Source organism: Enterobacter sp. UCD-UG_FMILLET (genome assembly GCF_000762975.1).
In the GTDB taxonomy this organism is placed as follows: Bacteria; Pseudomonadota; Gammaproteobacteria; order Enterobacterales; family Enterobacteriaceae; genus Enterobacter; species Enterobacter dykesii.
The window spans coordinates 228,210-248,545 of sequence record NZ_JRJC01000036.1 but is presented as its reverse complement, the minus strand read 5'-3'; the positions used below and the strand labels follow the sequence as shown (position 1 = coordinate 248,545).

The window sequence follows — 20,336 nt, the reverse complement described above, 5'->3', positions numbered from 1 at the left end:
CCACCTGTGTTACACCTGCGGGAAAATCAGCTCCAGTGCCTGAATTGAATCTTCCCAGTCGGCGCGTTCAAAAATGCCTTGTTGCAAAAATGCCTCCAGCTGCGGCCACAGGCTAATCGCCTTGTCGAGCATCGGGTCGCTGCCTTTGGCATACGCCCCCACGCTGACCAGATCGCGGTTGCGCTGGAAGCTGGAAAGCAGTTGTTTGAAGTTACGCACGCGGGCGTAGTGCTTCTCGGTTATCAGCGCCGTCATTGCGCGGCTGATAGAGGCTTCAATATCGATGGCCGGATAGTGTCCGGCTTCGGCCAGACGACGCGACAGCACAATATGACCGTCAAGGATCGCGCGCGCGGAGTCGGCAATCGGGTCCTGCTGGTCATCGCCTTCCGTCAGTACCGTATAGAACGCGGTGATGGATCCGCCGCCGCTGATGCCGTTCCCCGCGCGTTCCACCAGCGCAGGGAGTTTGGCGAAGACCGAAGGCGGGTAGCCTTTGGTTGCCGGTGGCTCACCGATGGCCAGCGCGATTTCACGCTGCGCCATCGCGTAACGGGTCAGGGAATCCATGATCAGCAGCACGTGCTTGCCGCGGTCACGAAAATCTTCGGCAATACGGGTGGCATACGCGGCACCCTGCATGCGCAGCAGCGGCGACACGTCTGCCGGGGCGGCGATGACTACCGAGCGGGCGCGGCCTTCCGCACCCAGTATGTTTTCAATAAAGTCTTTTACTTCGCGACCACGTTCACCGATCAGCCCCACGACGATCACGTCTGCCTGGGTGTAGCGCGCCATCATGCCGAGCAGGACGGATTTGCCCACGCCTGAGCCGGCGAACAGGCCCATACGTTGTCCACGTCCCACGGTCAGCAGGGCGTTAATCGGGCGCACGCCGGTGTCCAGCACGTGCTCAATAGGGGTACGCTGCAGGGGGTTAAACGGTTGGGTGATCAGCGCGCCGGTTTCGGTGGTGTCCGGGGAGGGCAGTCCGTCGAGCGGTTTCCCGCTGCCGTCGAGCACGCGGCCCAGCAGAGCAGGGCCAAGCGGCAGCTGTTTCCCGCTTTGTAGCCCATCGCCAGAAATGTTTTTGGCATACACGCGCGCGCCGGGCAGAATGCCTTCCACCTCTTCAAGCGGCATCAGGAACAGACGCTGGCCGTTAAATCCGACCACTTCGCTTTCAACTTCACGCGTTTCCAGACCATCCTGACGCTCAATGACGCAGGTCGCGCCGAGCGGAAGCTGCAGGCCGGTGGCTTCGAGAACCAGACCGGTGGCGCGCGTCAGTCGCCCATAACGACGAACGGATGGCAGTTGCGCCATCTTCGTCTCAAAGTTGTCGAGCGTGGTGAGCCAGCGGGTGAGGCGCGCGGTCATCAGACGACTCCCGGTGCCGCCAGGCGGCACAGTTCCTGCCAGCGGGTGGCGACGCTGGCATCCAGATCGCCTTCATCGGCAGAGACTTTGCAGCCGCCGTGATGTAACGACGGATCGCCGCGCAGACGCCAGCCGTGCAGGTTAAGCGTCGCGCCCAGGCTTTCTTCAACGCGCTGAAGGTCGTCCGGATGGACGCGCAGCTGAGGTTTCCCGCTGAACAGCGGCTCCTGCTGAAGCAGCCCCTGAATTTGTTTGATAAGCGCAGTGTTATCCACCACGGGCGTCTGGCCGATGACCTGACGCGCGGCTTCCAGCGCCATCTGCATCAGTCGCGAGGCAATCACGCTGTCCAGCGCGTCCAGGGTGTGCTGGAACTCGCTGACCAGCTGCTGCATGCGGGCATGGATCGGCGCCTGCTGCTGGCGCGCCTGATCGATACCGTGCTCTAACCCTTTCGCCAGACCTTCCTGATACCCCTGCTCGTGGCCTTTCTGGCGTCCTTCGTTCAGACCGGCGTTATAGCCCTGCTCGTGCGCCTGCATTTGCAGCTGCGCCAGCATCTGGGCCTGCTGCTCCTCTTCGGTCAGCTCGGGCTGCTCGACGTCCGGGTCAAGCTCTTCGGTTGCGATGACGGCCGGCGTGAACTCGGAGAGGGGAGGCGCCAGATCGTCCGGCGTCCAGCGCTTCCAGGGCAGCTCATTAGACATAGGTGTCGTCTCCGCTGCCAATCACCATCTCGCCGGTTTCCGCCAGACGACGAACAATAAGCAGAATGGCTTTCTGTTCGTTTTCCACCTGAGACAGACGAACCGGGCCGCGGTTGGCAAGGTCGTCGCGCAGGATATCGGCCGCACGCTGAGACATGTTGCGCAGGAACTTCTCGCGCAGCGGCTGCTCGGCGCCTTTGAGGGCGATAAGCAGCGACTCGGAATCCACTTCCTGGAGCAGGCGCTGGATGCTGCGGTCGTCCACTTCCACGAGGTTTTCGAACAGGAACATCTCGTCGATGATTTTCTGTGCCAGCTCGCCGTCGAATTCGCGAACCGCCGTAATGACGGCCTCTTCCTGCTGCGTTTTCATCAGGTTGATGATTTCCGCCGCCGTTCTCACGCCGCCCATTTTGCTGCGCTTGAGGTTCTGGCCGTCAAGCAGGTTGTTCAGCACTTCTGTCAGCTCCGCCAGCGCGGCCGGCTGGACGCCGCCGAAGGTCGCGATACGCAGCATCACATCGTGACGCAGGCGCTCTTCGAACAGCGCCAGAATATCGGCCGCCTGGCCACGTTTGAGGTGGACAAGGATGGTGGCGATAATCTGCGGGTGCTCGTCGCGAATAAGGTCGGCGGCACTCTGCGGCTCCATAAAGTTGAGCGTTTCGATACCGCTGGCGGTATCGCGCGTTTCCAGAATATCTTCCAGCAGGCTGGAGGCACGCTCTTCGCCCAGCGCCTTGACCAGCACGGAGCGCAGGTAGTCGTTGGCGTTGATGTTGAGCGCGGCAAACTGTTCAGCTTCCTGTTCAAACTCTGCCAGCACTTCGGTCAGCTGCTTGTTGGAGATCTGACGCACGTTGGCCATGGCCGCACTGAGAATTTGCACTTCTCGCTGGGAAAGGTGTTTAAACACCTCTGCCGCACGATCTTCGCCAATGGTCATCAGCAGGATGACGCTTTTATCGGTGCCCGTAAGCGTATTACTCATGTTCGTTACCCATCCACTGGCGGATGACCAGCGCCACGACGCGCGGATCGTTATCTGACATTTCGCGAATGCGCTGGCTCATGACCTCAGCGCCCATGCGCTGGTTAGCACGACGCTGCTGTATCTGTTCATCTTTGCTGAGGCGAACTTCAACCGCTTCTTCCGTTTCCTGACGCGCAGACATCTGCTCGCGAGCCGCTTTTTCGGCTTCAGCACGGCGCTGGAGCTGCGGACGAACGCCCTTACGCCACAGCAGCCACGCGACAATCAGCACCAGCAGCCAGCGTCCTGCGGACATCAGCTGATCGATAAACGCCTGCTGTTGCCAGAACGGCAGTTCACCGCCGGTCTCATCAACCGAGTTGAACGGTGAGTTCACCACGTTGAGGGTATCGCCGCGCTTCTCGGAGTAACCCATCGCTTCACGGGTCAGGTTTTCAATCTGCTTCATCTGCTCGGCAGTCAACGGCAGCGGTTTGCCGTCCGCCAGCGTTTTGTAATTCACCACTACCGCAACGGAAAGACGCTGAATATCGCCAACGTTCAGTTTAGTGTGGCGAATCGTCCGATCCACTTCGTAGTTCGTGGTTTCGTTACGGCTGCTGGTGCGCGGACCGGCGTTATTGGTCGTTGAGGTGGTCTGCTGATTATTTTGCTGACCGTTCTGCTGATTGGCTGGCGGCGTAGAGATCGGTGCCGCGTTAGCCGGGGCAGGCTGGTTAGACAGCGCGCCCGGCACGCCGCCCGGGTAGGCACCGCCGATCTGTTCGTTCGAATTGATCTGGCGTGAACGCATCACCGCCTGAGCCGCATCGCCGTTCGGGCTGTATTGTTCTTCAGTTTGTTCTTTATTCGCGAAGTCGATCTGCGCGGTAACCTGCGCGTGTACGTTGCTGTTACCCACGACTGGGCCGAGGATGGCTTCAATTCGGCGCTGGAGACGGTTTTCGACATCGGCGGCATACTTCAGCTGCGCATCATTCAGATCGCGACCGGCGGTATTGGATTGCGTCAGCAGGTGACCGCTTTGGTCAACCAGCGTCACGTTACCCGGCGGCAGACCGGCGACGGCGCTGGAGACGAGATGCGTCACCGCGCTGATTTGCCCTTCGTCCAGCGCGCGGCCAGGTTCAAGGTTCACGGTAACGGAAGCTGAAGGTGATTTCTGTTCGCGGACAAATAAAGAAGGTTTAGGCATCGCCAGGTGCACGCGGGCACTCTTCACCGGGCCTAATGTTTCAATGGTGCGGGCCAGTTCACCTTCCAGCGCACGCTGGTAGTTCACCTGCTCGCTGAACTGGCTGATACCGAATTTTTCCTGATCCAGCAGCTCAAAGCCCACCGCGCCGCCTTTCGGCAGCCCCTGCTGAGCCAGACGCAGACGCAGTTCGTGCACCTTATCAGCCGGGACCTCCAGCGCACCGCCATTATCGGCAAAGCGATAAGGAATGTTCATCTGGGTAAGCTGGGTGACGATGGCGCCGCCATCCTGATCGGAAAGGTTGCTGTAGAGCGTCCGGTAATCAGGGCTTTTCGCCCACAGGACCATCGCTACAAGGATCGCAATTGCGGCAGCGCCTGCCACGATCAACGGGATTTTAGGATTCGCGCGAAGGCGGTTCATCCACTCGAGTGATTTATTCTGCGGCGCTGTCGATGCTGTTGCACTCATTGCGCACCTCTTAAATCCTGGTGGTTTACGTTATTCGTGTAGAGAAACAAAACTGACTCCCGGGTCGGCAAACACGACAAAAGTTCCATATTGATGGCCCTGCCATTATTTGATGATTCGTGATTTTCTATGCGTCAAATAACCTGGTTTTTTCATGCTATTTACCGCCATTATCTTATTGACAAGCTGTTAGTCTTGACCGCGTAAAAAACCATCCAGGGGAGAGTCATGGCTATACAGGGCATTGAAGGGGTAATCAGTCAGTTGCAGGCAACGGCGATGACGGCCCGTAATCAGAATGTGGCAGATCAGCAGCCGAGCATCAGCTTCGCGGGGCAACTGCATGCCGCTCTTGACCGTATCAGTGATACTCAGACCGCAGCGCGCACTCAGGCAGAGAAGTTCACCCTCGGCGAGCCGGGCGTGGCGCTGAATGATGTGATGACCGATTTGCAAAAAGCCTCGGTTTCCCTGCAGATGGGGATCCAGGTGCGTAACAAGCTGGTGTCGGCCTATCAGGAAGTGATGGGGATGCAGGTTTAAGACCTGTCGATCTTCGCTGGCAGCCGCAGCGCTTTAATGCCACAATATTTTTTTCTTCGAATGCAGGAAAGATGATGAAAAAAATAGCAATTGCTGGCGCGCTGCTGGCACTGACCGGGTGTGTTCAGGTCGATAACTATAACGACGTGATCAAGCATCCTGTCCCGGCGCATCTGGCGGGATACTGGCAGTCGAAAGGGCCCCAGAGCAACTTGGTCAGCCCGAAGGCGATTGCCACGCTGGTGGTGACGGAAGAGGGCGATACGCTGGACTGCCGTCAATGGCAGCGCGTGATTGCCGTGCCGGGTAAAATCATGCTGCGTTCAGACAGTTATTACAACGTGACGCGTAAGCTGGATATCTATCCGCTGGAGCGCGATGGCTCGACGCTTGAATACGACGGGCTGGAGCTGCAGAAGGTCGATCGCCCAACGGTTGAGTGTGCCGATTACCTGAGCAAGAATCCGCTGGAGAGTAAGCTGCCCTAAGGCTAAAAGCAAAACGGCAACCTCGTTGCCGTTTTTGGTGTTTGCGCCCTCTCCCCGTGGGAGAGGGACGGGGTGAGGGCATCAGGCCGCACGTTTCACGTTCTACAGCGCATCCTCTATTACCCAAACGCTGACGCTTCCCCCATTACAGGTAAACGTCCCTTCGCCATCCGCCGCCGTGGTGATGGTTTCTTCGCGATTGCCGAGAAAATCCCGCCACGTTTTGTTGCCGTAGTTTTCCCCAAGACAAATCACCTTCTCGCCGTCGTCCCCGTTCGACAGCACCACCACGCAGCCGGGATCGTCTTCCGTGCCGCTGCGGCTGAAGGCGATGCAGTTAGGATGGTCAAAAAACAGCGTTTGCACGCCGTGGGCAAAACGCTGTCGAGCGAGGATCAGCTCGTGAAGCTGCTCAATGACCGGCATATCAATATGGTACGTTTCACCGTCTCCTCCCGCGTCGTCATAGCTGGCGCCGAAAAGATCCGGATAAAAGACGCTCGGCACGCCATTTTCCCGCAGCAGGATCAGCGCGTACGCCAGCGGTTTAAACCAGGCTTCGACCGGGGCTTCCAGCGCCTGCAAAGGCTGGGTGTCGTGGTTCGCGACGAGGGTGACCGCATGGAACGGATCGGCTTCTACCAGGGTGCCGGTGAAGATTTGGCTCATGTCGTAATCCCGGCCCTGACGTGACGCCTCGTGGAATTTCATCTGCAGAGGGGCATCAAACAGCATGGTTTTGCCTTCGACCTGGTCAATATAGGCCTGCAGTTTATCCACCTCGTGGGACCAGTATTCCGCCACGATAAACAGCGGCTGGTCGGCGACTTCCTGGACGTGCTCAATCCACTCTTTGTAAAACCAGGCGGGAATATGCTTGACGGCGTCCAGACGAAAACCGTCGCAGCGTGTCTGTTCCATGACCCAGCGGGCCCAGTATTTGATCTCCTCGGTCACGGCGTGATTGCGAAAGTCGATATTTTCGCCCATCAGATAGTCGAAGTTACCCATCTCATCATCAACCTGATCGTTCCAGCCTTCGCCGGTGTAGTCGTTGACGATTTTAAAGATGCCGTCTTCATCGGGGTTTTCAATGTGGTCGACGCCGCTGAAGCATTTGTAGTCCCAGATAAACTGCGAATACTGCCCGGCACGGGCAGGGAAGGTGTAGCGAGTCCAGGCTTCGCACTCGATGACCTCATCGTCGATCTGCGTGCGATCCTGCTCGTTCACGCGCTGCACGCGCACAGGCTCTTTTTCATCAGCGCCCATTTTGTGGTTGACCACCACGTCCAGCAGCACGGCAATGTCGTTGCTCTTAAGGGCGTTGATGGCCTCCAGCAGCTGCGCTTTGTCGCCGTATTTGGTGGCGATACTGCCTTTCTGGTCAAACTCGCCCAGATCGAACAGGTCATAGGAGTCATAGCCGACAGAATACCCGCCTGATGCGCCTTTATACGCGGGCGGCAGCCAGATCATGTTGATGCCGATTTCGTTAAGGTTGGGGGCTAATGCCGCGACTTCTCGCCACAATTCACCGCCTGCGGGGTAATACCAGTGAAAGCATTGTAACAGGGTGGGGTTTTTCATCATCCTTGCTCCAGAAGCCGTTGGCAGACTTCTGGAGTATGGATGATGAATCGCTAATGTGTATTATTGATTCATCTCTCCGGGAAATAAAATGTTGCCAGAAAGCCTACCGTAGGTCACGTTTACGTTTTTTTGCTTGTTGGTTTGCGCAATAAGGCCGCTTAGCTCGCTCATCCTTTCCTGTAGCAACTCTTTAAGAATGATTTCATTCTGAAGCACCTGATTCAGTATCACCATAGCCTGGTCCTGAACAGACTTACTGTCCGGCGGAAATGGGGTCGTGCTGATCTCTTCAACCAGCGAAACGTACGCAACTTCCTGGTCAATAAGCTCATCCCATTTCCCGGATTGAGCAAGGCTTAGCATGGTATTACTAAGCGCATTAAGAGCATGCCACTTTTTTAGGGATAAGCTGGAGTTGTTCATTACTGTTAATCCTGCTTGGGAGAATAACCCGGGCCGATTTGCTTCCAGGCGTCAGAAATATTGAGCAGCAGAGCCTCGACTTCGGTAATTGCCTCGATGTCATTGCGCAGGTTGGCATGTAACAAACGGCGTACCATATAGTCATAAAGCGCAGAAAGGTTGCGGGGGAGTTCCCCCCCCACATCCATATTTAACCCAGCCTTAAGGCCATTTTCGATAATATTAATGGCCTTAGACAGGGCCTCTCCTTTCGCTGGGATATCTCCCTGCTCAAGGAAAAGGCGCGCCCGAATAAGCGCGCTATGGATACCGTCGAACAGCATGACTACCAACTGGTGCGGGCTGGCACTCAAGACAGCAGATTCAAGACCTACCTGTTGATAGGCTTGTACACCAGATTTGCTATACATATCGGTTCCTTTATTACTTACTGCTGAACTGTTGGTTTAAATAAGTGGCCGTGCCATTGAATTTAGTGACCAGCTTATCCAAATCGTTAAATTGCTTTTTATAACGCGCCATCGTGGCTTCAATGGTTAACTCCATCGCGTCGTAACGTTTGCCGATGGATTTGAGCGTGGCGTTAATACCGTCCTTCGCATTCTGAATCACACCCTCTTTACCGATAGAGGTGCTCAGCATATCGGTCAAGGTGTTATTCATTTGTGTGGCGAAACCGGTTTGTTTTCCGTCACCCACAAAATAGGCCTGCACACCAGCCGGATCGTCGGTGAGGATCTTGGTTAATTTTTTATCATCAATTTTTAGGTTGCCAATCGCACCATCTGCGCCTTTGACCGGGTCCTGAGTGATGCCAAGTTGAGCCATGATGGCATAGGATCCACTTTGTACATTGGTCAATAAAGCACGAAGATCGGATTGTACTCCGCGGATAGTGCTGTCACCCATTAACACGCCGTTGTTCGAAGACTGGGCGGTTGCACCCACTGCAGGCGGCTCGTATTTGGTCAGAGAAGCGATGGTAGACTGCAGAGAGTTATAGGCATTAACCCAGTCCGTAATGGCTTTTTTGTTATCGTCGGTAGAGCGGGCTACCGTCAGAGTTTCATCTGCCGTGCTCGGGGCTTTCAGGGTTAATGTTACGCCAGGCAGAGCGTCAGTAATGGTATTGCTCTGGCGAACAATTTGAATACCGTTCACGTTAATGACGGCATTTTGTGACTTAACCTGCACACTCAGCGCGGCGCTGCCGATGACGGCGTTCAGTGAAGTATCGCCATCGGCGAGCGTTACCGTCAGTGGTTTGCTGTCAGCTCCTGCTTGGGTGATGGTAATGGTTCGGCTATTGGAACCCGTTGCCCCCCCCAACTGCTTTGTGTTGCTATCAATGGTGCCGGGAGTAGTCGTCAGAACCTGGCCTTTCGCGATCTTACCGACATTAATAGTAACGTCGCCAACGTTAGCGCTGGAGGTACTGATAGCGGAGAATGCGGTGTTGGTGCTGGAAACGGACGTAGAGTTCCAGGTATCCGTCTTTGCCAGCTTTGCTGCTGCGGTTTGCAGGGTGGTCAGGGCGCTTTGTAATTTTCCGTAACCGGTGATTTGCGCGTCGTAAGTAGTCTTTTGTTTGGCAATCGCCGTTAATTTAGTCTCTTCTGCTGCCTGCAGCTTATCGTACAGATCCGACAGGCCGGGCACGCCCACCCCGAGATTACTGATAGTCGCCATGTAATGTTCCTTTTCAATGGATGTTTCAGTCGTTTATCGGCCCATCTTGCAAAAAGTTTACGGCGAGTTTTAAAAAATAATCGCGCAATAAGCGTTCATTATTTCGCTTTTAACGTCTGACAGGTCGTTATTGAGGAGGGTAAAAATAAAGCAACTAGCCTTAACATTTTACAACTGGTTGGTATTCTTAGTGCCATTACTGCTAAATAAATTGTTATAAAACAAAATGTTATTTTTTTTCTTCGATATTTTCTAAAGTCTGCTTCAAGGGCGTCGATAACCTTGTTGACGGTGAGAGACGCCGTGAGTGTTAGGCACCGACCCTAGAAACCATTTTTGAAGGAATTAAAATTATGGCAGTTATCAATACTAACCTGTTGTCCCTGACCACTCAGAACAACCTGAACAAATCTCAGTCTTCTCTGGGCACCGCTATCGAGCGTCTGTCTTCCGGTCTGCGTATCAACAGCTCTAAAGATGACGCTGCTGGTCAGGCAATTGCAAACCGCATGAACTCTCAGATCAAAGGGATGACTCAGGCTGCACGTAACGCTAACGACGGTATCTCTCTGGTTCAGACCGCTGAAGGTAACCTGAACGAGATCAACTCCAACTTACAGCGTATCCGTGAGCTGGCTGTTCAGGCTGCGAACGACACTAACGGTACTACTGACTACACCTCAATCAGCACTGAAATCACTCAGCGCCTGGGTGAAATCGATCGTATCGCTGGCGCTGCTAACTTCAACGGCAAAAAACTGCTGGACGGTAGCCAGACAGCTTCCCTGAACATCCAGGTTGGTGCAGGTACTGGCGCAACTGATAGCATCGCTATCACCACTGGCGCACTGATCAACGCAAAAGCAACCAGCCTCGACACTGGACTGACCGGTACTATCACCGATAACAGCACTGCAAAAGCGTTCATCACTGCTGCAGACAATGCTATCTCCAAAATTGATACCGCGCGTTCTAACATGGGTGCGATTCAGAACCGTTTCGAATCTACCATCAACAACCTGAACAACTCTATCACTAACCTGTCTGCTGCTCAGTCCCGTATCCAGGACGCTGACTATGCAACTGAAGTTTCTAACATGTCTCGCGCGCAGATCCTGCAGCAGGCTGGTACTTCCGTGCTGTCTCAGGCAAACCAGGTTCCACAGGCTATGCTGTCCCTGCTGCGTTAATAGACGCCAAATATTTAAAAAAGGTTGCTGGAAACAGCAGCCTTTTTTTTCACTATTGTTCCGTAAAATCACCGGGTGGTAATCTGTAAAATAAGGCTGCATTTATCAGCGTTTTCCCGCCATCACTCCTGAGACACAGTGTTACTCTGCCTAAAATCTCCTGTTCTGGTCGTCTGACGACAGTTTACCGAAGAGTTATAAGATGAGTGAATTCGCACGTAGCCGGGCTATGCGTCAGTTTTATCGGAATGTGTTTACCCGATTCATTGATCTGCCAGAAGCCGATATTATGCCTGCCAACATTACGGCCGAAATTTTCAGTTTTAAAAGCACTAATTTTACCGCTCTCGAACCGATGATTCGCTCAGCCGAAACGGGGCTGGATGCTGAAAAAGATGCGGCATTAAAAGACATGCTATGTGCCATCGTGCTGGCCAACAGTGCGCTTGATGAGTCCCGTACTGGCGATAAACAGATATTATCTTCATCCCAATGTGCACAGCTGACCGAATATGTTGTCTCGGCATTAAACGCCGACAGTAATATTCATTATCTTGTCGCCGCCATTCAGCTACTGTTTCGCGTAAATGAAATCAGCTCAGCACTATTCTTAATAAACAACAACCTTTCGCTGGTCAGCAATTCGGCACCTGTGCTGAAAATCCTGCTGTTAATCTGTTTAATGGAAAATGATTTCAACCAGGCGATGGTTGTTATCCAGGCCCTGACGGCAGACGCTGCATTAATTGGCGAAGACCCTATGGCCCTGTTGATGATTACTTGCGGCATCTACCGGCTTGGAGGCATTCCGGATTCTTACATTGATTTTAGATCGCTTAACGCGAGCGAGTACGTAGCGGTGAAGGGTGCCTGGGAAAACTGGATTGTAAAAACCTCAGAGACCAAAACGACGGTATTGCTAACCTGCACTCGCGAAGAATATTTCGAACACGCCGTACCGACGCTTTACTCCCTCTATGAAACCAATCGCGACGTCCTGGATGTTCACGTTCACGTTTTCAATGGTAGCAATGAGATAAAAGAAAGTCTGCTGGCGCTTCGGGAACAATTTCCCGAGCTCAATCTCTCTGCCAGCCATGAGACGATCGGCAGCAATACGGACACCTCAGTGATCAGCGCTGCGCGTCGCATTGTTTTCCTGCGCCATGCTCTGAGCACTTTTAATACATCTGTTATTGCCATTAATTCAAATGTGCTTGCGCGTAAACCCTGGGCCGAGCCCGACGCGTCGCTACTGTTGTTACAAACCGAAGACTCACCGTTCTGGGAAGAGGTCTTTGCCGGTTTTATCTACGCCAGACCTTGCGGCATCGCACAACGCTATCTCGATCGGGCCGCACACTTTATCGACGTTAACCTTACCAGCGGCAACTGTGCGCCGGGCCTGGAACAGGTCGCACTCTTTGCGTGCCTGGATAGCCTTTCGCCACAAGACCAGCATTCGATTACCCGTGCTGAGCGTTGCGCAGTACTGGGTAGCCCCGCTGTGGATGAGGCGTTTTGCTGGGTGGCGATGAAGGCAGAGGGCCCCTATCAGGAGTTTAAATCAACACTTATCGGTAAATACCAACGCTAAACACTGGCCCTGTAATAACGAGAATCTGGAATAAACGTGACGACAATGTATCCCAACCAACGGGTCAGCCCTGAGACCCTTTATGCTGCTGCGGCACTTAATCTCCTGGCCACGCCGGTTCCTGCATTTGCTCATGTCATGGAGATTGGTTGTGGATCGGCAACGAGCCTCATTATGCACGCCTGGGCTCACCCGGAGAGTATAGCTATTGGTGTGGATATTGATGGACAGGCGATCCTGAAGGGGAAGCAGTTGGTTGCAGGACTGGGTTGTCAGAATGTTGAACTGTTTGAGGCAGGGTTAGGGGATTTGCTTGCGGTCGATCCCGGCGAGTTTGATTACATCATTATCCACCAGAGTTTTGCTTTTCTGGGCAAAAGCGAGCGAGAAGCACTCTTGCAGTGGTGTCACGCGCATTTATCCATAAATGGTGTTATCGCCATAAAATGGTCTGTGCTGCCGGGAAGTTCAGCGCGTCTCGCGTTGGGTGAAGCGCTACGCTTTCACCTTGAACGGGCAGAAGCGGGCAGCGATCTGCTGGCTTCTGCCCGTGCCATGCTGAGTTTTATGCTATTAACACTGGAGGAAGGCGCGCTCAAGAACGAAGTCCTACGTGCTGAAAAAATGGACGACAACGCACTGATTCTCGCCTTCTTAACCCCGACTGACGGGGCATGTACTTTGGCTGCCTTCTGTTCACAGGCGGAACAGGTGGGTCTGCAGTATCTGGGCGATATCCTTCCGCAGTCAGAGCTAGGAAGCTATTATAATCCGACAATTGAAGAACTGCTCGAGGCCGTCAGTGCCGGAGCCAGCAGAACAATGGCACAGCAGTATCTTGACTATGCCGTGCAGCGCTCAGAACGCTTTACTCTGCTGTGTCACCTGAATAGCCACCAGCCTCCCATCAAACCGGATCTTAATCAGCTTAGAAACCTGCACTGGGCCGGAAGCTTTGTGCCGGTCGAAATGGATCCCGCAAAAGCACCGCATCAATTCAGGAACAGTAACGGTCGAATCATTCGCACCGACAACGCCGTTATTATCCGCATCATGGAATTGCTGGGTAATGTCTGGCCGATGTCCTTAAGTTTCGAGCAGCTACTGCTCAACTGCCATGCCCCTGAAACGCAGGAGGATTATCAGGATACGGTCCTGGATGCCCTCACAACGCTGTTTATGACAGGCGCGGACGGCCTCTTTTGGAGTGCGGCTCCAGGCCCCTATAACGCTGCGCAAAACGATGAGCTGGCACCGGTGGGGGGGCTGCCTTCCGAACAGCCGTTGGATGCCATCCGCATCATGAATTTGTGGGGAGAGTGGGTCTCCTTAACGCCCGACGAGTGGCGTTATCTTCAGTACGATATGAACAGAGCAGGACTGGCAAACTGGCAACACTACTCGTCGCTGAAAATTAAAGGGCTGCTGACGGGCTCTCCGGAGGCATGGAAAAAACATCTGCAGTGTTTTCTGCGTGCGGGCATGCTCGACGTACTCAAATCGCAGCTTTCGCTGCTGTTATTATTGAGCGTCGACAAGGCACAGGGGGGATTGCTGCTGAAGGGCAACGCCGAATCCGAATTAGCCGATCCTGACGTCGATGCCATTTATGCACGAGCGAACAGTCTCATTCAGGAAGGGCGATCTCAAGAAGCCCGGGAGTACGCCCGCGCATTGATGGAGAAAAAACCCGACAATATTCATGTGCTTCGCTGCTACTCAAAAACGTGCGTCTTAACCTCTGCCTGGGATGACGCTCTGGCATCGCTTTGTACGCTAATGGGATATTATTTTTCCAGCCTTGATATCTATTATGATCTCGCCACAGTACTTCAGCGCAAGCGTGAGTTTTACGGTTCGCGGCTGATTGTCCGTACTTTACTGCGCCTGAATAAAAAAAATATTGATTACTGGCTCAGTATGGCATCGCTGCACCATGCTTACGGCGATATGTCGTTGGCAGAAAAATGCTGTAGGGAAATTATGCGTTTTCAGCATCCCGGCCCAAGTTCGCTTGGACTCACCGGCATTGTCCTGAGTGACAACCATAAAATGGCAGAAGCGCGCTATTTTATGGAAAAGGCTGTTGAGCTCAGTAATTACAATTTTGGTTACTTCAGCAATTTACTTTTTGTGATGAGTCATGACGCTAGCGTGAAGGCTGAAGAGCTGCTGGAAAAGCATATCGAGTTTGGCCGTCGTACGGCGTCCTGGGCTGAAGAGACCGGGGTAAAGCTGACGCTAACTAATTCCCAGGAACCTCAGCGCAAACTTCGGCTCGGTTTTGTTTCCGGAGATTTGCGTAAACATCCGGTGGCAAATTTCCTGCTGCCATACTGGGACGCCATTAATCGCGAAAAATATGATTTGGTTGCCTATAACACGCTTTTCCTGGAAGAGGATGACGTTTATCGCCACCTGCGTCAGAGCGCTACCCTTTGGCGCCAGGTTGATGCTATCAGCGATATTGAGCTGGCGAAACTGATCGCAGAAGATGGGATTGATATTCTGTTCGATTTATCGGGCCATACCGCTTATAACCGGCTACCGGTCTTCGCTCTGCGCCCGGCACCGATCCAGATTACATGGATAGGATACCCTGGCACCACCGGGATGAAAGAGATGGATTATATTCTGCTTTCGGCGAGCCTGGCACAGTCTCCGGCCCTTGAAAAACAGCTGGTGGAAAATGCGATGTTCGTGGCGACGCGTAAGAGTTTCGAACCTCACCCGCGAAGCTCCGATATTAACCCCTTACCTGCGCTGCACAATGGTTTTATCACGTTTGGAAGCTTCAACCGGTCAAAAAAAATAAATGACCAGGTTCTGAATACGTGGGCTTCAATTTTGCACGGCTACCCTGAAAGTCGTCTCTTAATCGGTAATATGACCGATGCCGAAATGATCTCTGCCATGACGAAGCGCTTTAAACAGCGTGGAGTTTCGCAAGACAGATTACTTTTCCGTGGTCTGGTCGAACTGGACGAATACCTGGCTCTGCACCATGAAATCGATATTTTACTTGATGCCTACCCCTACAGCGGCGGAACAACGACGCATCATGGAGCCTGGATGGGCGTTCCGACAATTACAATGAATGGCCCGACCATACCCTGCCAGCAGGGAGTAGATATTATGCGTTCTTACGGGCTGGAACAGTTTATCGCTGATGATGAGGATGATTATATTTATAAGGCAATTGGCTGGCGTCAACATATTCCAGCGTTAGCTGAAATACGTCTGGGGATGCGGGATAGGATCCCGGTTAATCCCTTGCCAGATTTTAATGTTGCCGAAAATTTTGAGCGGGCGCTGCGTGAAGCATGGGAAATCTATTGTCGGGGAGAAAAGCCACATCCGTTTCTCATTGCCGAGGAGCGTTCGTGAATGGCAATCAATTATCAGGCTGCCAGTTGGGCAAAATTTAACGGTATCAATACCGAGGTACGCTATGAATGAAATTTACGTAACCAGTCCATTTTTGCCCCCTTTGGAGGAGTTTATTCCTTATCTGGAGAAAATCTGGCAAAACAAGACTCTGACAAATGGCGGGCCTTTCCACCAGCAGCTGGAAGAGGCTCTGGCGCAATACCTTGGCGTTAAACACCTTTCTCTATTCGCTAACGGTACGCTGGCGCTGCTGACGGCATTTCAGGCATTGCGTCTGAGCGGAGAGGTAATCACTACGCCGTATTCCTTTGTGGCGACCTCACACAGTTTGCTGTGGAATGGCTTAACGCCTGTCTTCGCTGATATTGATCCACGAACCTATAATATTAACCCGGATTGCATCGAAGAATTAATTACGCCAAATACCACGGCCATTTTGCCGGTCCATTGTTATGGTATCCCTTGCGACATCGACAAAATACAGAAAATTGCTGACGTCTATGGCTTACGGGTAATTTATGATGCCGCGCATGCGTTTAATGTTCGAAAAAATGATATCAGCATTCTAAACCATGGTGATTTGTCGGTACTCAGCTTCCATGCCACCAAAGTTTTTAACACCTTTGAGGGGGGGGCGATCATTTCCCAGGATCTTAAAACTAAACAGCGCATCGACTATCTAAAGAACTTTGGTTTTGCCGGTGAGACCCGCATCGTGGCACCAGGCATAAACGCCAAAATGAATGAAGTGGAAGCGGCGTTTGGTCTTCTGCAACTTAAGCATATTGATAAAGCTCTGGAAGAACGCAAAGCGATTCATCAACGCTATCGCGAGCTGTTAAAAGGACTGGAAGGATTAACGTTTGTCGACGTGCCAGACGATGTGAGCTGGAACCATGCATATTTCCCGGTGCTCATTGAGCCGAAATTTGGCATGAGTCGCGATGATGTTTATACATTATTTAAAGCTGACGGCATTCTGACTCGCCGCTATTTCTATCCATTAATTAGTTCTTTTGCGATGTACAGAGGGTTTCCTTCTTCTGCTGAAGAGCATCTGCCTGTTGCCAATGATATCGCCGACAAGGTGCTGTGCCTTCCAATTTATCCCGGATTAACGCCAGAGGATCAAGATCGCGTAGTGAATGCTCTTAGACGCGCATCTCTGTCTGGTGAGGTACCGTCTAACGAGTCGGCAATATACGCGGGGCTCGTAGTATGACCGTGATGCGCACTGCAATGATCCTGGATGCGGGTTTTGCCTCACTGCCGTTACAACAGGCCATAAAAGCGGCGGGTTTTCGTACGCTCGCCTGTAGCGGCAAAGCTCAGGATGCAGGTATGAAATATGCCAACGCGACCTGCGTGCAAAATTATGCCGATAGCAAAGCCGTACTGGCGATTGCCCGTAATGAAAAAATTACTGCGCTATCCCCCGGCGTAACCGATGTGTCCTATCTTTCAGGTTGCCGTGTGGCGGATGAGCTTGGCCTTCCAGGCTTCGACTCACCCGAAGTCAGCGATCTTCTCTTTTTGAAAGATCGCTTCAGAAAATGGGCCAGCGCCCAAGGCTACCCAATACCGCGGGCTGTAAGAAGCCCGCAGGACGCGCACTTGCTAGCATTCCCGCTGCTGGTTAAACCTGTTGATGCTTACAGTGGTATGGGGATTTCACTTATTCATCAGCCGTCAGAGCTGGATGAGGCGGTAAAAATCGCCTGCTCTGCATCGCCGGGAGGGCAGTGTGTCATTGAAACATTCTGCCAGGGAGCCCTATATAGCCATTCTGCTTTTATTCGCAATGGGCAAATTGTCTGCGAATTTTTTGTTGATGAGTTTTGCACGGTCTATCCGTGGCAGGTAAATAGCAGTTGCTTGAGCGTCAATCTCAGCGAGCTGATGCGCGACCGCATCAGCGAGTGTATGCAGGCCATTGTCAGCGATTTAGCTCTGGTGGATGGTTTGTTGCACACGCAACTCATCGCTGACGAACAGGATTTTTGGTTGATTGAAGTCACCCGCCGATGCCCAGGCGATCTCTACTCGAAATTGATTGAACTCTCGACGGGCGTAGATTATTGCCGTGAATTTGTGTTGCCCTTTATCGGCGGGGAGAGTGCGTTCCCGAATCGGCGACCGGCGCGCCAGCGATACGTTGCACGCCATACGGTCTCTTGCGAACGGCAGAGCCGATTTTTTGGCTTCAGCTACGCTCCGCTACCAGCCACGATCATTCAAACTATCCCGCTGAAAAAGCCGGGCGATGAACTCGGACCAGCACCAGAGGATCGTGCCGGACTGGTTTTTGCTGAATTTACCGAACTCAATGCCATGGCACGCTACACGCCGCAGCTAAAAAACTATTTCTCATTTAATTCATTGTAAGGACCGGATTATGCACAGGCCTCTGTCTCTCGGGTTTATCGGCGGTGGGATCAATTCTGCCATCGGTCTCACTCACAACATCGCTAGTCAAATGGACGGGCATTTTCAGCTTACGACGGGCTGCTTTAGCCGCGATACGTCGCTTAACCAGCAGACGGGTCGAGCTTGGGGGGTTAAAGACGAGGCCATTTACTCCAGCGCAGTCACATTGCTTGAAGAACAACATGCGCAGATGGATGCGGTCGTCATACTGACGCCCACACCCTCCCACCGTGAAATTATCCTGGCCTGTCTGGAGTATGGCCTGCCGGTGATCAGTGAAAAAGCGATGGTTGCAAGTGTAGCCGACGCGAAGGATATCGCCCGGCGAGTCTTCGAGATGAAAGGACAACTGTACGTCACCTATAACTACACCGGTTATCCCATGGTTCGCGAATTGCGTAATCGTCTGCTTAGCGGCGAGTTGGGCAAAATTCAGCATGTTATGGTTGAAATGCCCCAGGAAGGGTTTATTCGCAGCCGCGAGGATGGCAGCGTGCCTCAGCCTCAGGAATGGCGACGATTTGATGGGGATATTCCTACTGTTTCGCTCGACCTGGGTGTCCATGTGCACCAGCTGGTGGAGTTTCTGACGGATAAGCAAGCCGAAGATGTCTATGCGATCAACAGCACCTTTGCCCGTGTATCGGACGTTATCGATACGATTAACCTGATCTCCCGCTATAGCGACGACATGGTCTGTAACTACTGGTACGGCAAGGCCGCGCTCGGTTACCGCAATGGTTTGCGAATCCGTATATATGGGTCAGAAGGCAGCGCAGAATGGCTGCAAATGGAGCCAGAATATCTCCGACTCGCCGATCGGCATGGCAACGTGCATCTGATTGATCGAACGGCAGGGGACAACAAGGTGGCTAATCAGCCTCGCTATTGTCGTTTTAAAGCCGGGCATCCTGCCGGATTCATTGAGGCATTCGCTAACTACTACGCCGACATCGCCGCTAGTTTACGCGGTGATCCTACGGAATATAGCTTCAGTTGTGATACGGCCGTTCGCGGTCTCGAGTTTCTCGAAAAAGCGCAGCAGAGCGCCGTGACGTCTGCCAAAGTCAATTTACATCGTTAATAAAGGTTGAGCTGAGGACTACATGACATTACTCGAACAGATACAGGGCTACGATAATCATTTCTTCAAGGGCATCCGCGACATGCGCGCCAACGGACTTCCGCTGGTTCTCTATGGAGCCGGTTGCCTTGGGCAGATGACCGCGGAATTTATGTTCCGGGAAAATATGCCTCTCGATAAGGTAGCGTTAAACCGACAATACATCACTGAAGGCATGACCTTCCATGGCCTGCCGGTGGTGGCAATTGAAGACCTTATCGAACAACCCGGTAAATTTAACTGTATCGTTGCGCTGCAATACGTCCGTGATGCATTGCAACAGGAATTACGTCGCGGCGGCGCAAACGTGCTGGTTTACGATCCTGCCTTTATCGGAGTCAGCACCACGCTGTGGTATACACAGTCGTTTTGTGACGAGCATAGCGATACCCTTGAAGCCGTCTATGCCGGCCTCGCGGACGAACGTTCAAGAGAAACGCTGGTCGCGTTCCTTAAACAGCGTCTCAGCGCAACCCGCGGCTATTACCAGGCAGTATACGAGCCAGTCCACTATTTTCCTGCCGATATACTCCGCCTGCAGAATAACGAAGTGTTCATTGATTGTGGTGCCTACAATGGTGATAGCATCGGCGCGTTTATGCAGGAAGTTGCCCATCAGGGCGTTGAGATGCCGGAGAAAATTGTCGGTTTCGAACCTGATGCCGGTAATTTTTCTCAGCTTTGTGATAATACCCGACAATGGCCATTCTGCCAGCCGGTGCAAAAAGGGGTATGGGAGAATAAAACCGTGCTCTCTTTTCAATCTGGAAATGCGCTCTCTTCGCGGCTTGTGGAGCAAAGCAGCGATACGGTTACGATTGAGCTCGATAGCATTGATAATATCTTGCAGGGCGGTAAAGCCACTTTCATAAAAATGGATGTCGAAGGTGCAGAGCTCAAAGCACTCCAGGGCGCCGCGGGCACCATTCGCGCCTGGCACCCACTATTAGCGATTAGTCTTTATCATAAGCCGGAAGATCTTCTGACTATTCCACAATATATTCAATCACTCAGCGCTGATTACCATTTTTATCTTCGTGGCCACCATCCGGAACTTGCTTTTGAACTGGTTTTATATGCTGTGCCGAAATCGAGGTTATTACAGTAATAGGCAAATAAACGC

17 protein-coding genes are annotated in these 20,336 nt (G+C 52.8%); 9 read left to right on the top strand and 8 right to left on the bottom strand.

What is annotated here, in order from left to right; genetic code table 11:
• Nucleotides 1–9: 9 nt before the first annotated feature.
• Genes fliI through fliF form a run of 4 tightly spaced genes read right to left on the bottom strand, consistent with a single transcriptional unit; the run spans nt 10 to nt 4,750 of the window.
• The gene (gene fliI, locus LA04_RS16255) at nt 10–1,380 is read right to left on the bottom strand and encodes a flagellar protein export ATPase FliI (RefSeq protein WP_023336182.1); all 1,371 of its coding nucleotides are present in this window, start codon (nt 1,378–1,380) and stop codon (nt 10–12) included.
• A complete protein-coding gene (gene fliH / locus LA04_RS16250) occupies nt 1,380–2,087 on the bottom strand; it encodes a flagellar assembly protein FliH (protein WP_023312302.1) in 708 nt (235 codons plus the stop codon). Before fliH ends, fliI begins: the two co-directional genes overlap by 1 nt.
• The gene (gene fliG, locus LA04_RS16245) at nt 2,080–3,078 is read right to left on the bottom strand and encodes a flagellar motor switch protein FliG (RefSeq protein WP_023312301.1); all 999 of its coding nucleotides are present in this window, start codon (nt 3,076–3,078) and stop codon (nt 2,080–2,082) included. The genes fliH and fliG overlap by 8 nt, the downstream gene beginning before the upstream one ends.
• Complete coding sequence (gene fliF, locus LA04_RS16240; RefSeq protein ID WP_047652384.1) at nt 3,071–4,750, bottom strand: flagellar basal-body MS-ring/collar protein FliF; 1,680 nt, start codon at nt 4,748–4,750, stop codon at nt 3,071–3,073. The genes fliG and fliF overlap by 8 nt, the downstream gene beginning before the upstream one ends.
• Before the next feature lie 228 nt (nt 4,751–4,978).
• Between fliF and fliE the strand changes: the two genes are divergently transcribed.
• Both fliE and yedD read left to right on the top strand, forming a co-directional pair.
• Nucleotides 4,979–5,293, top strand: a complete 315-nt coding sequence (gene fliE, locus LA04_RS16235) for a flagellar hook-basal body complex protein FliE (protein WP_008500329.1) — start codon at nt 4,979–4,981, stop codon at nt 5,291–5,293.
• Between the two features lie 74 nt (nt 5,294–5,367).
• On the top strand, nt 5,368–5,781 hold the full coding sequence (gene yedD, locus LA04_RS16230; protein WP_032658652.1) for a lipoprotein YedD: 414 nt from the start codon (nt 5,368–5,370) through the stop codon (nt 5,779–5,781).
• A 102-nt stretch (nt 5,782–5,883) separates the two neighbouring features.
• Here the strand turns inward: yedD and amyA are convergent, their stop codons facing one another.
• From amyA to fliD, 4 genes are all read right to left on the bottom strand, one after another.
• A complete protein-coding gene (gene amyA / locus LA04_RS16225; RefSeq protein ID WP_047652728.1) occupies nt 5,884–7,371 on the bottom strand; it encodes an alpha-amylase in 1,488 nt (495 codons plus the stop codon).
• Nucleotides 7,372–7,434: 63 nt separating this feature from the next.
• Nucleotides 7,435–7,797 (bottom strand): flagella biosynthesis regulatory protein FliT, encoded by a 363-nt coding sequence (gene fliT / locus LA04_RS16220; protein ID WP_047652383.1) that lies wholly within the window; start codon nt 7,795–7,797, stop codon nt 7,435–7,437.
• A gap of 5 nt (nt 7,798–7,802) precedes the next feature.
• Nucleotides 7,803–8,207 carry a flagellar export chaperone FliS gene (gene fliS, locus LA04_RS16215; RefSeq protein ID WP_023325565.1) on the bottom strand — a complete coding sequence of 135 codons (405 nt, stop codon included), beginning with the start codon at nt 8,205–8,207 and terminating at the stop codon, nt 7,803–7,805.
• A gap of 13 nt (nt 8,208–8,220) precedes the next feature.
• A complete protein-coding gene (fliD, locus tag LA04_RS16210) occupies nt 8,221–9,486 on the bottom strand; it encodes a flagellar filament capping protein FliD (RefSeq protein WP_047652382.1) in 1,266 nt (421 codons plus the stop codon).
• A 353-nt stretch (nt 9,487–9,839) separates the two neighbouring features.
• On the opposite strand from fliD, the gene LA04_RS16205 reads away from it, so the two are divergent.
• From LA04_RS16205 to LA04_RS16175, 7 genes are all read left to right on the top strand, one after another.
• Nucleotides 9,840–10,676, top strand: a complete 837-nt coding sequence (locus LA04_RS16205) for a flagellin N-terminal helical domain-containing protein (protein WP_047652381.1) — start codon at nt 9,840–9,842, stop codon at nt 10,674–10,676.
• Between the two features lie 202 nt (nt 10,677–10,878).
• The gene (locus LA04_RS16200; RefSeq protein ID WP_047652380.1) at nt 10,879–12,273 is read left to right on the top strand and encodes a hypothetical protein; all 1,395 of its coding nucleotides are present in this window, start codon (nt 10,879–10,881) and stop codon (nt 12,271–12,273) included.
• Between the two features lie 45 nt (nt 12,274–12,318).
• Entirely contained in the window at nt 12,319–15,660 is a 3,342-nt protein-coding gene (locus LA04_RS16195; protein WP_081957713.1) for a bifunctional class I SAM-dependent methyltransferase/glycosyltransferase, read from the top strand.
• A gap of 64 nt (nt 15,661–15,724) precedes the next feature.
• Nucleotides 15,725–16,885, top strand: coding sequence for a DegT/DnrJ/EryC1/StrS family aminotransferase (locus tag LA04_RS16190; RefSeq protein WP_047652378.1), 1,161 nt, complete (start codon nt 15,725–15,727; stop codon nt 16,883–16,885).
• Nucleotides 16,882–18,048 (top strand): ATP-grasp domain-containing protein, encoded by a 1,167-nt coding sequence (locus LA04_RS16185; RefSeq protein ID WP_047652377.1) that lies wholly within the window; start codon nt 16,882–16,884, stop codon nt 18,046–18,048. Before LA04_RS16190 ends, LA04_RS16185 begins: the two co-directional genes overlap by 4 nt.
• A gap of 10 nt (nt 18,049–18,058) precedes the next feature.
• A complete protein-coding gene (locus LA04_RS16180; RefSeq protein WP_047652376.1) occupies nt 18,059–19,174 on the top strand; it encodes a Gfo/Idh/MocA family protein in 1,116 nt (371 codons plus the stop codon).
• Nucleotides 19,175–19,196: 22 nt separating this feature from the next.
• Nucleotides 19,197–20,321 (top strand): FkbM family methyltransferase, encoded by a 1,125-nt coding sequence (locus tag LA04_RS16175; protein WP_047652375.1) that lies wholly within the window; start codon nt 19,197–19,199, stop codon nt 20,319–20,321.
• The last annotated feature ends 15 nt before the right edge of the window (nt 20,322–20,336 follow it).

Bases quoted from the DNA above. Each gene is read 5' to 3' on its own strand.
- fliI (WP_023336182.1), bottom strand. From the start codon at position 1,380: ATGACCGCGCGCCTCACCCGCTGGCTCACCACGCTCGACAACTTTGAG.
- fliH (WP_023312302.1), bottom strand. From the start codon at position 2,087: ATGTCTAATGAGCTGCCCTGGAAGCGCTGGACGCCGGACGATCTGGCG.
- fliG (WP_023312301.1), bottom strand. From the start codon at position 3,078: ATGAGTAATACGCTTACGGGCACCGATAAAAGCGTCATCCTGCTGATG.
- fliF (WP_047652384.1), bottom strand. From the start codon at position 4,750: ATGAGTGCAACAGCATCGACAGCGCCGCAGAATAAATCACTCGAGTGG.
- fliE (WP_008500329.1), top strand. From the start codon at position 4,979: ATGGCTATACAGGGCATTGAAGGGGTAATCAGTCAGTTGCAGGCAACG.
- yedD (WP_032658652.1), top strand. From the start codon at position 5,368: ATGAAAAAAATAGCAATTGCTGGCGCGCTGCTGGCACTGACCGGGTGT.
- amyA (WP_047652728.1), bottom strand. From the start codon at position 7,371: ATGAAAAACCCCACCCTGTTACAATGCTTTCACTGGTATTACCCCGCA.
- fliT (WP_047652383.1), bottom strand. From the start codon at position 7,797: ATGAACAACTCCAGCTTATCCCTAAAAAAGTGGCATGCTCTTAATGCG.
- fliS (WP_023325565.1), bottom strand. From the start codon at position 8,207: ATGTATAGCAAATCTGGTGTACAAGCCTATCAACAGGTAGGTCTTGAA.
- fliD (WP_047652382.1), bottom strand. From the start codon at position 9,486: ATGGCGACTATCAGTAATCTCGGGGTGGGCGTGCCCGGCCTGTCGGAT.
- LA04_RS16205 (WP_047652381.1), top strand. From the start codon at position 9,840: ATGGCAGTTATCAATACTAACCTGTTGTCCCTGACCACTCAGAACAAC.
- LA04_RS16200 (WP_047652380.1), top strand. From the start codon at position 10,879: ATGAGTGAATTCGCACGTAGCCGGGCTATGCGTCAGTTTTATCGGAAT.
- LA04_RS16195 (WP_081957713.1), top strand. From the start codon at position 12,319: ATGTATCCCAACCAACGGGTCAGCCCTGAGACCCTTTATGCTGCTGCG.
- LA04_RS16190 (WP_047652378.1), top strand. From the start codon at position 15,725: ATGAATGAAATTTACGTAACCAGTCCATTTTTGCCCCCTTTGGAGGAG.
- LA04_RS16185 (WP_047652377.1), top strand. From the start codon at position 16,882: ATGACCGTGATGCGCACTGCAATGATCCTGGATGCGGGTTTTGCCTCA.
- LA04_RS16180 (WP_047652376.1), top strand. From the start codon at position 18,059: ATGCACAGGCCTCTGTCTCTCGGGTTTATCGGCGGTGGGATCAATTCT.
- LA04_RS16175 (WP_047652375.1), top strand. From the start codon at position 19,197: ATGACATTACTCGAACAGATACAGGGCTACGATAATCATTTCTTCAAG.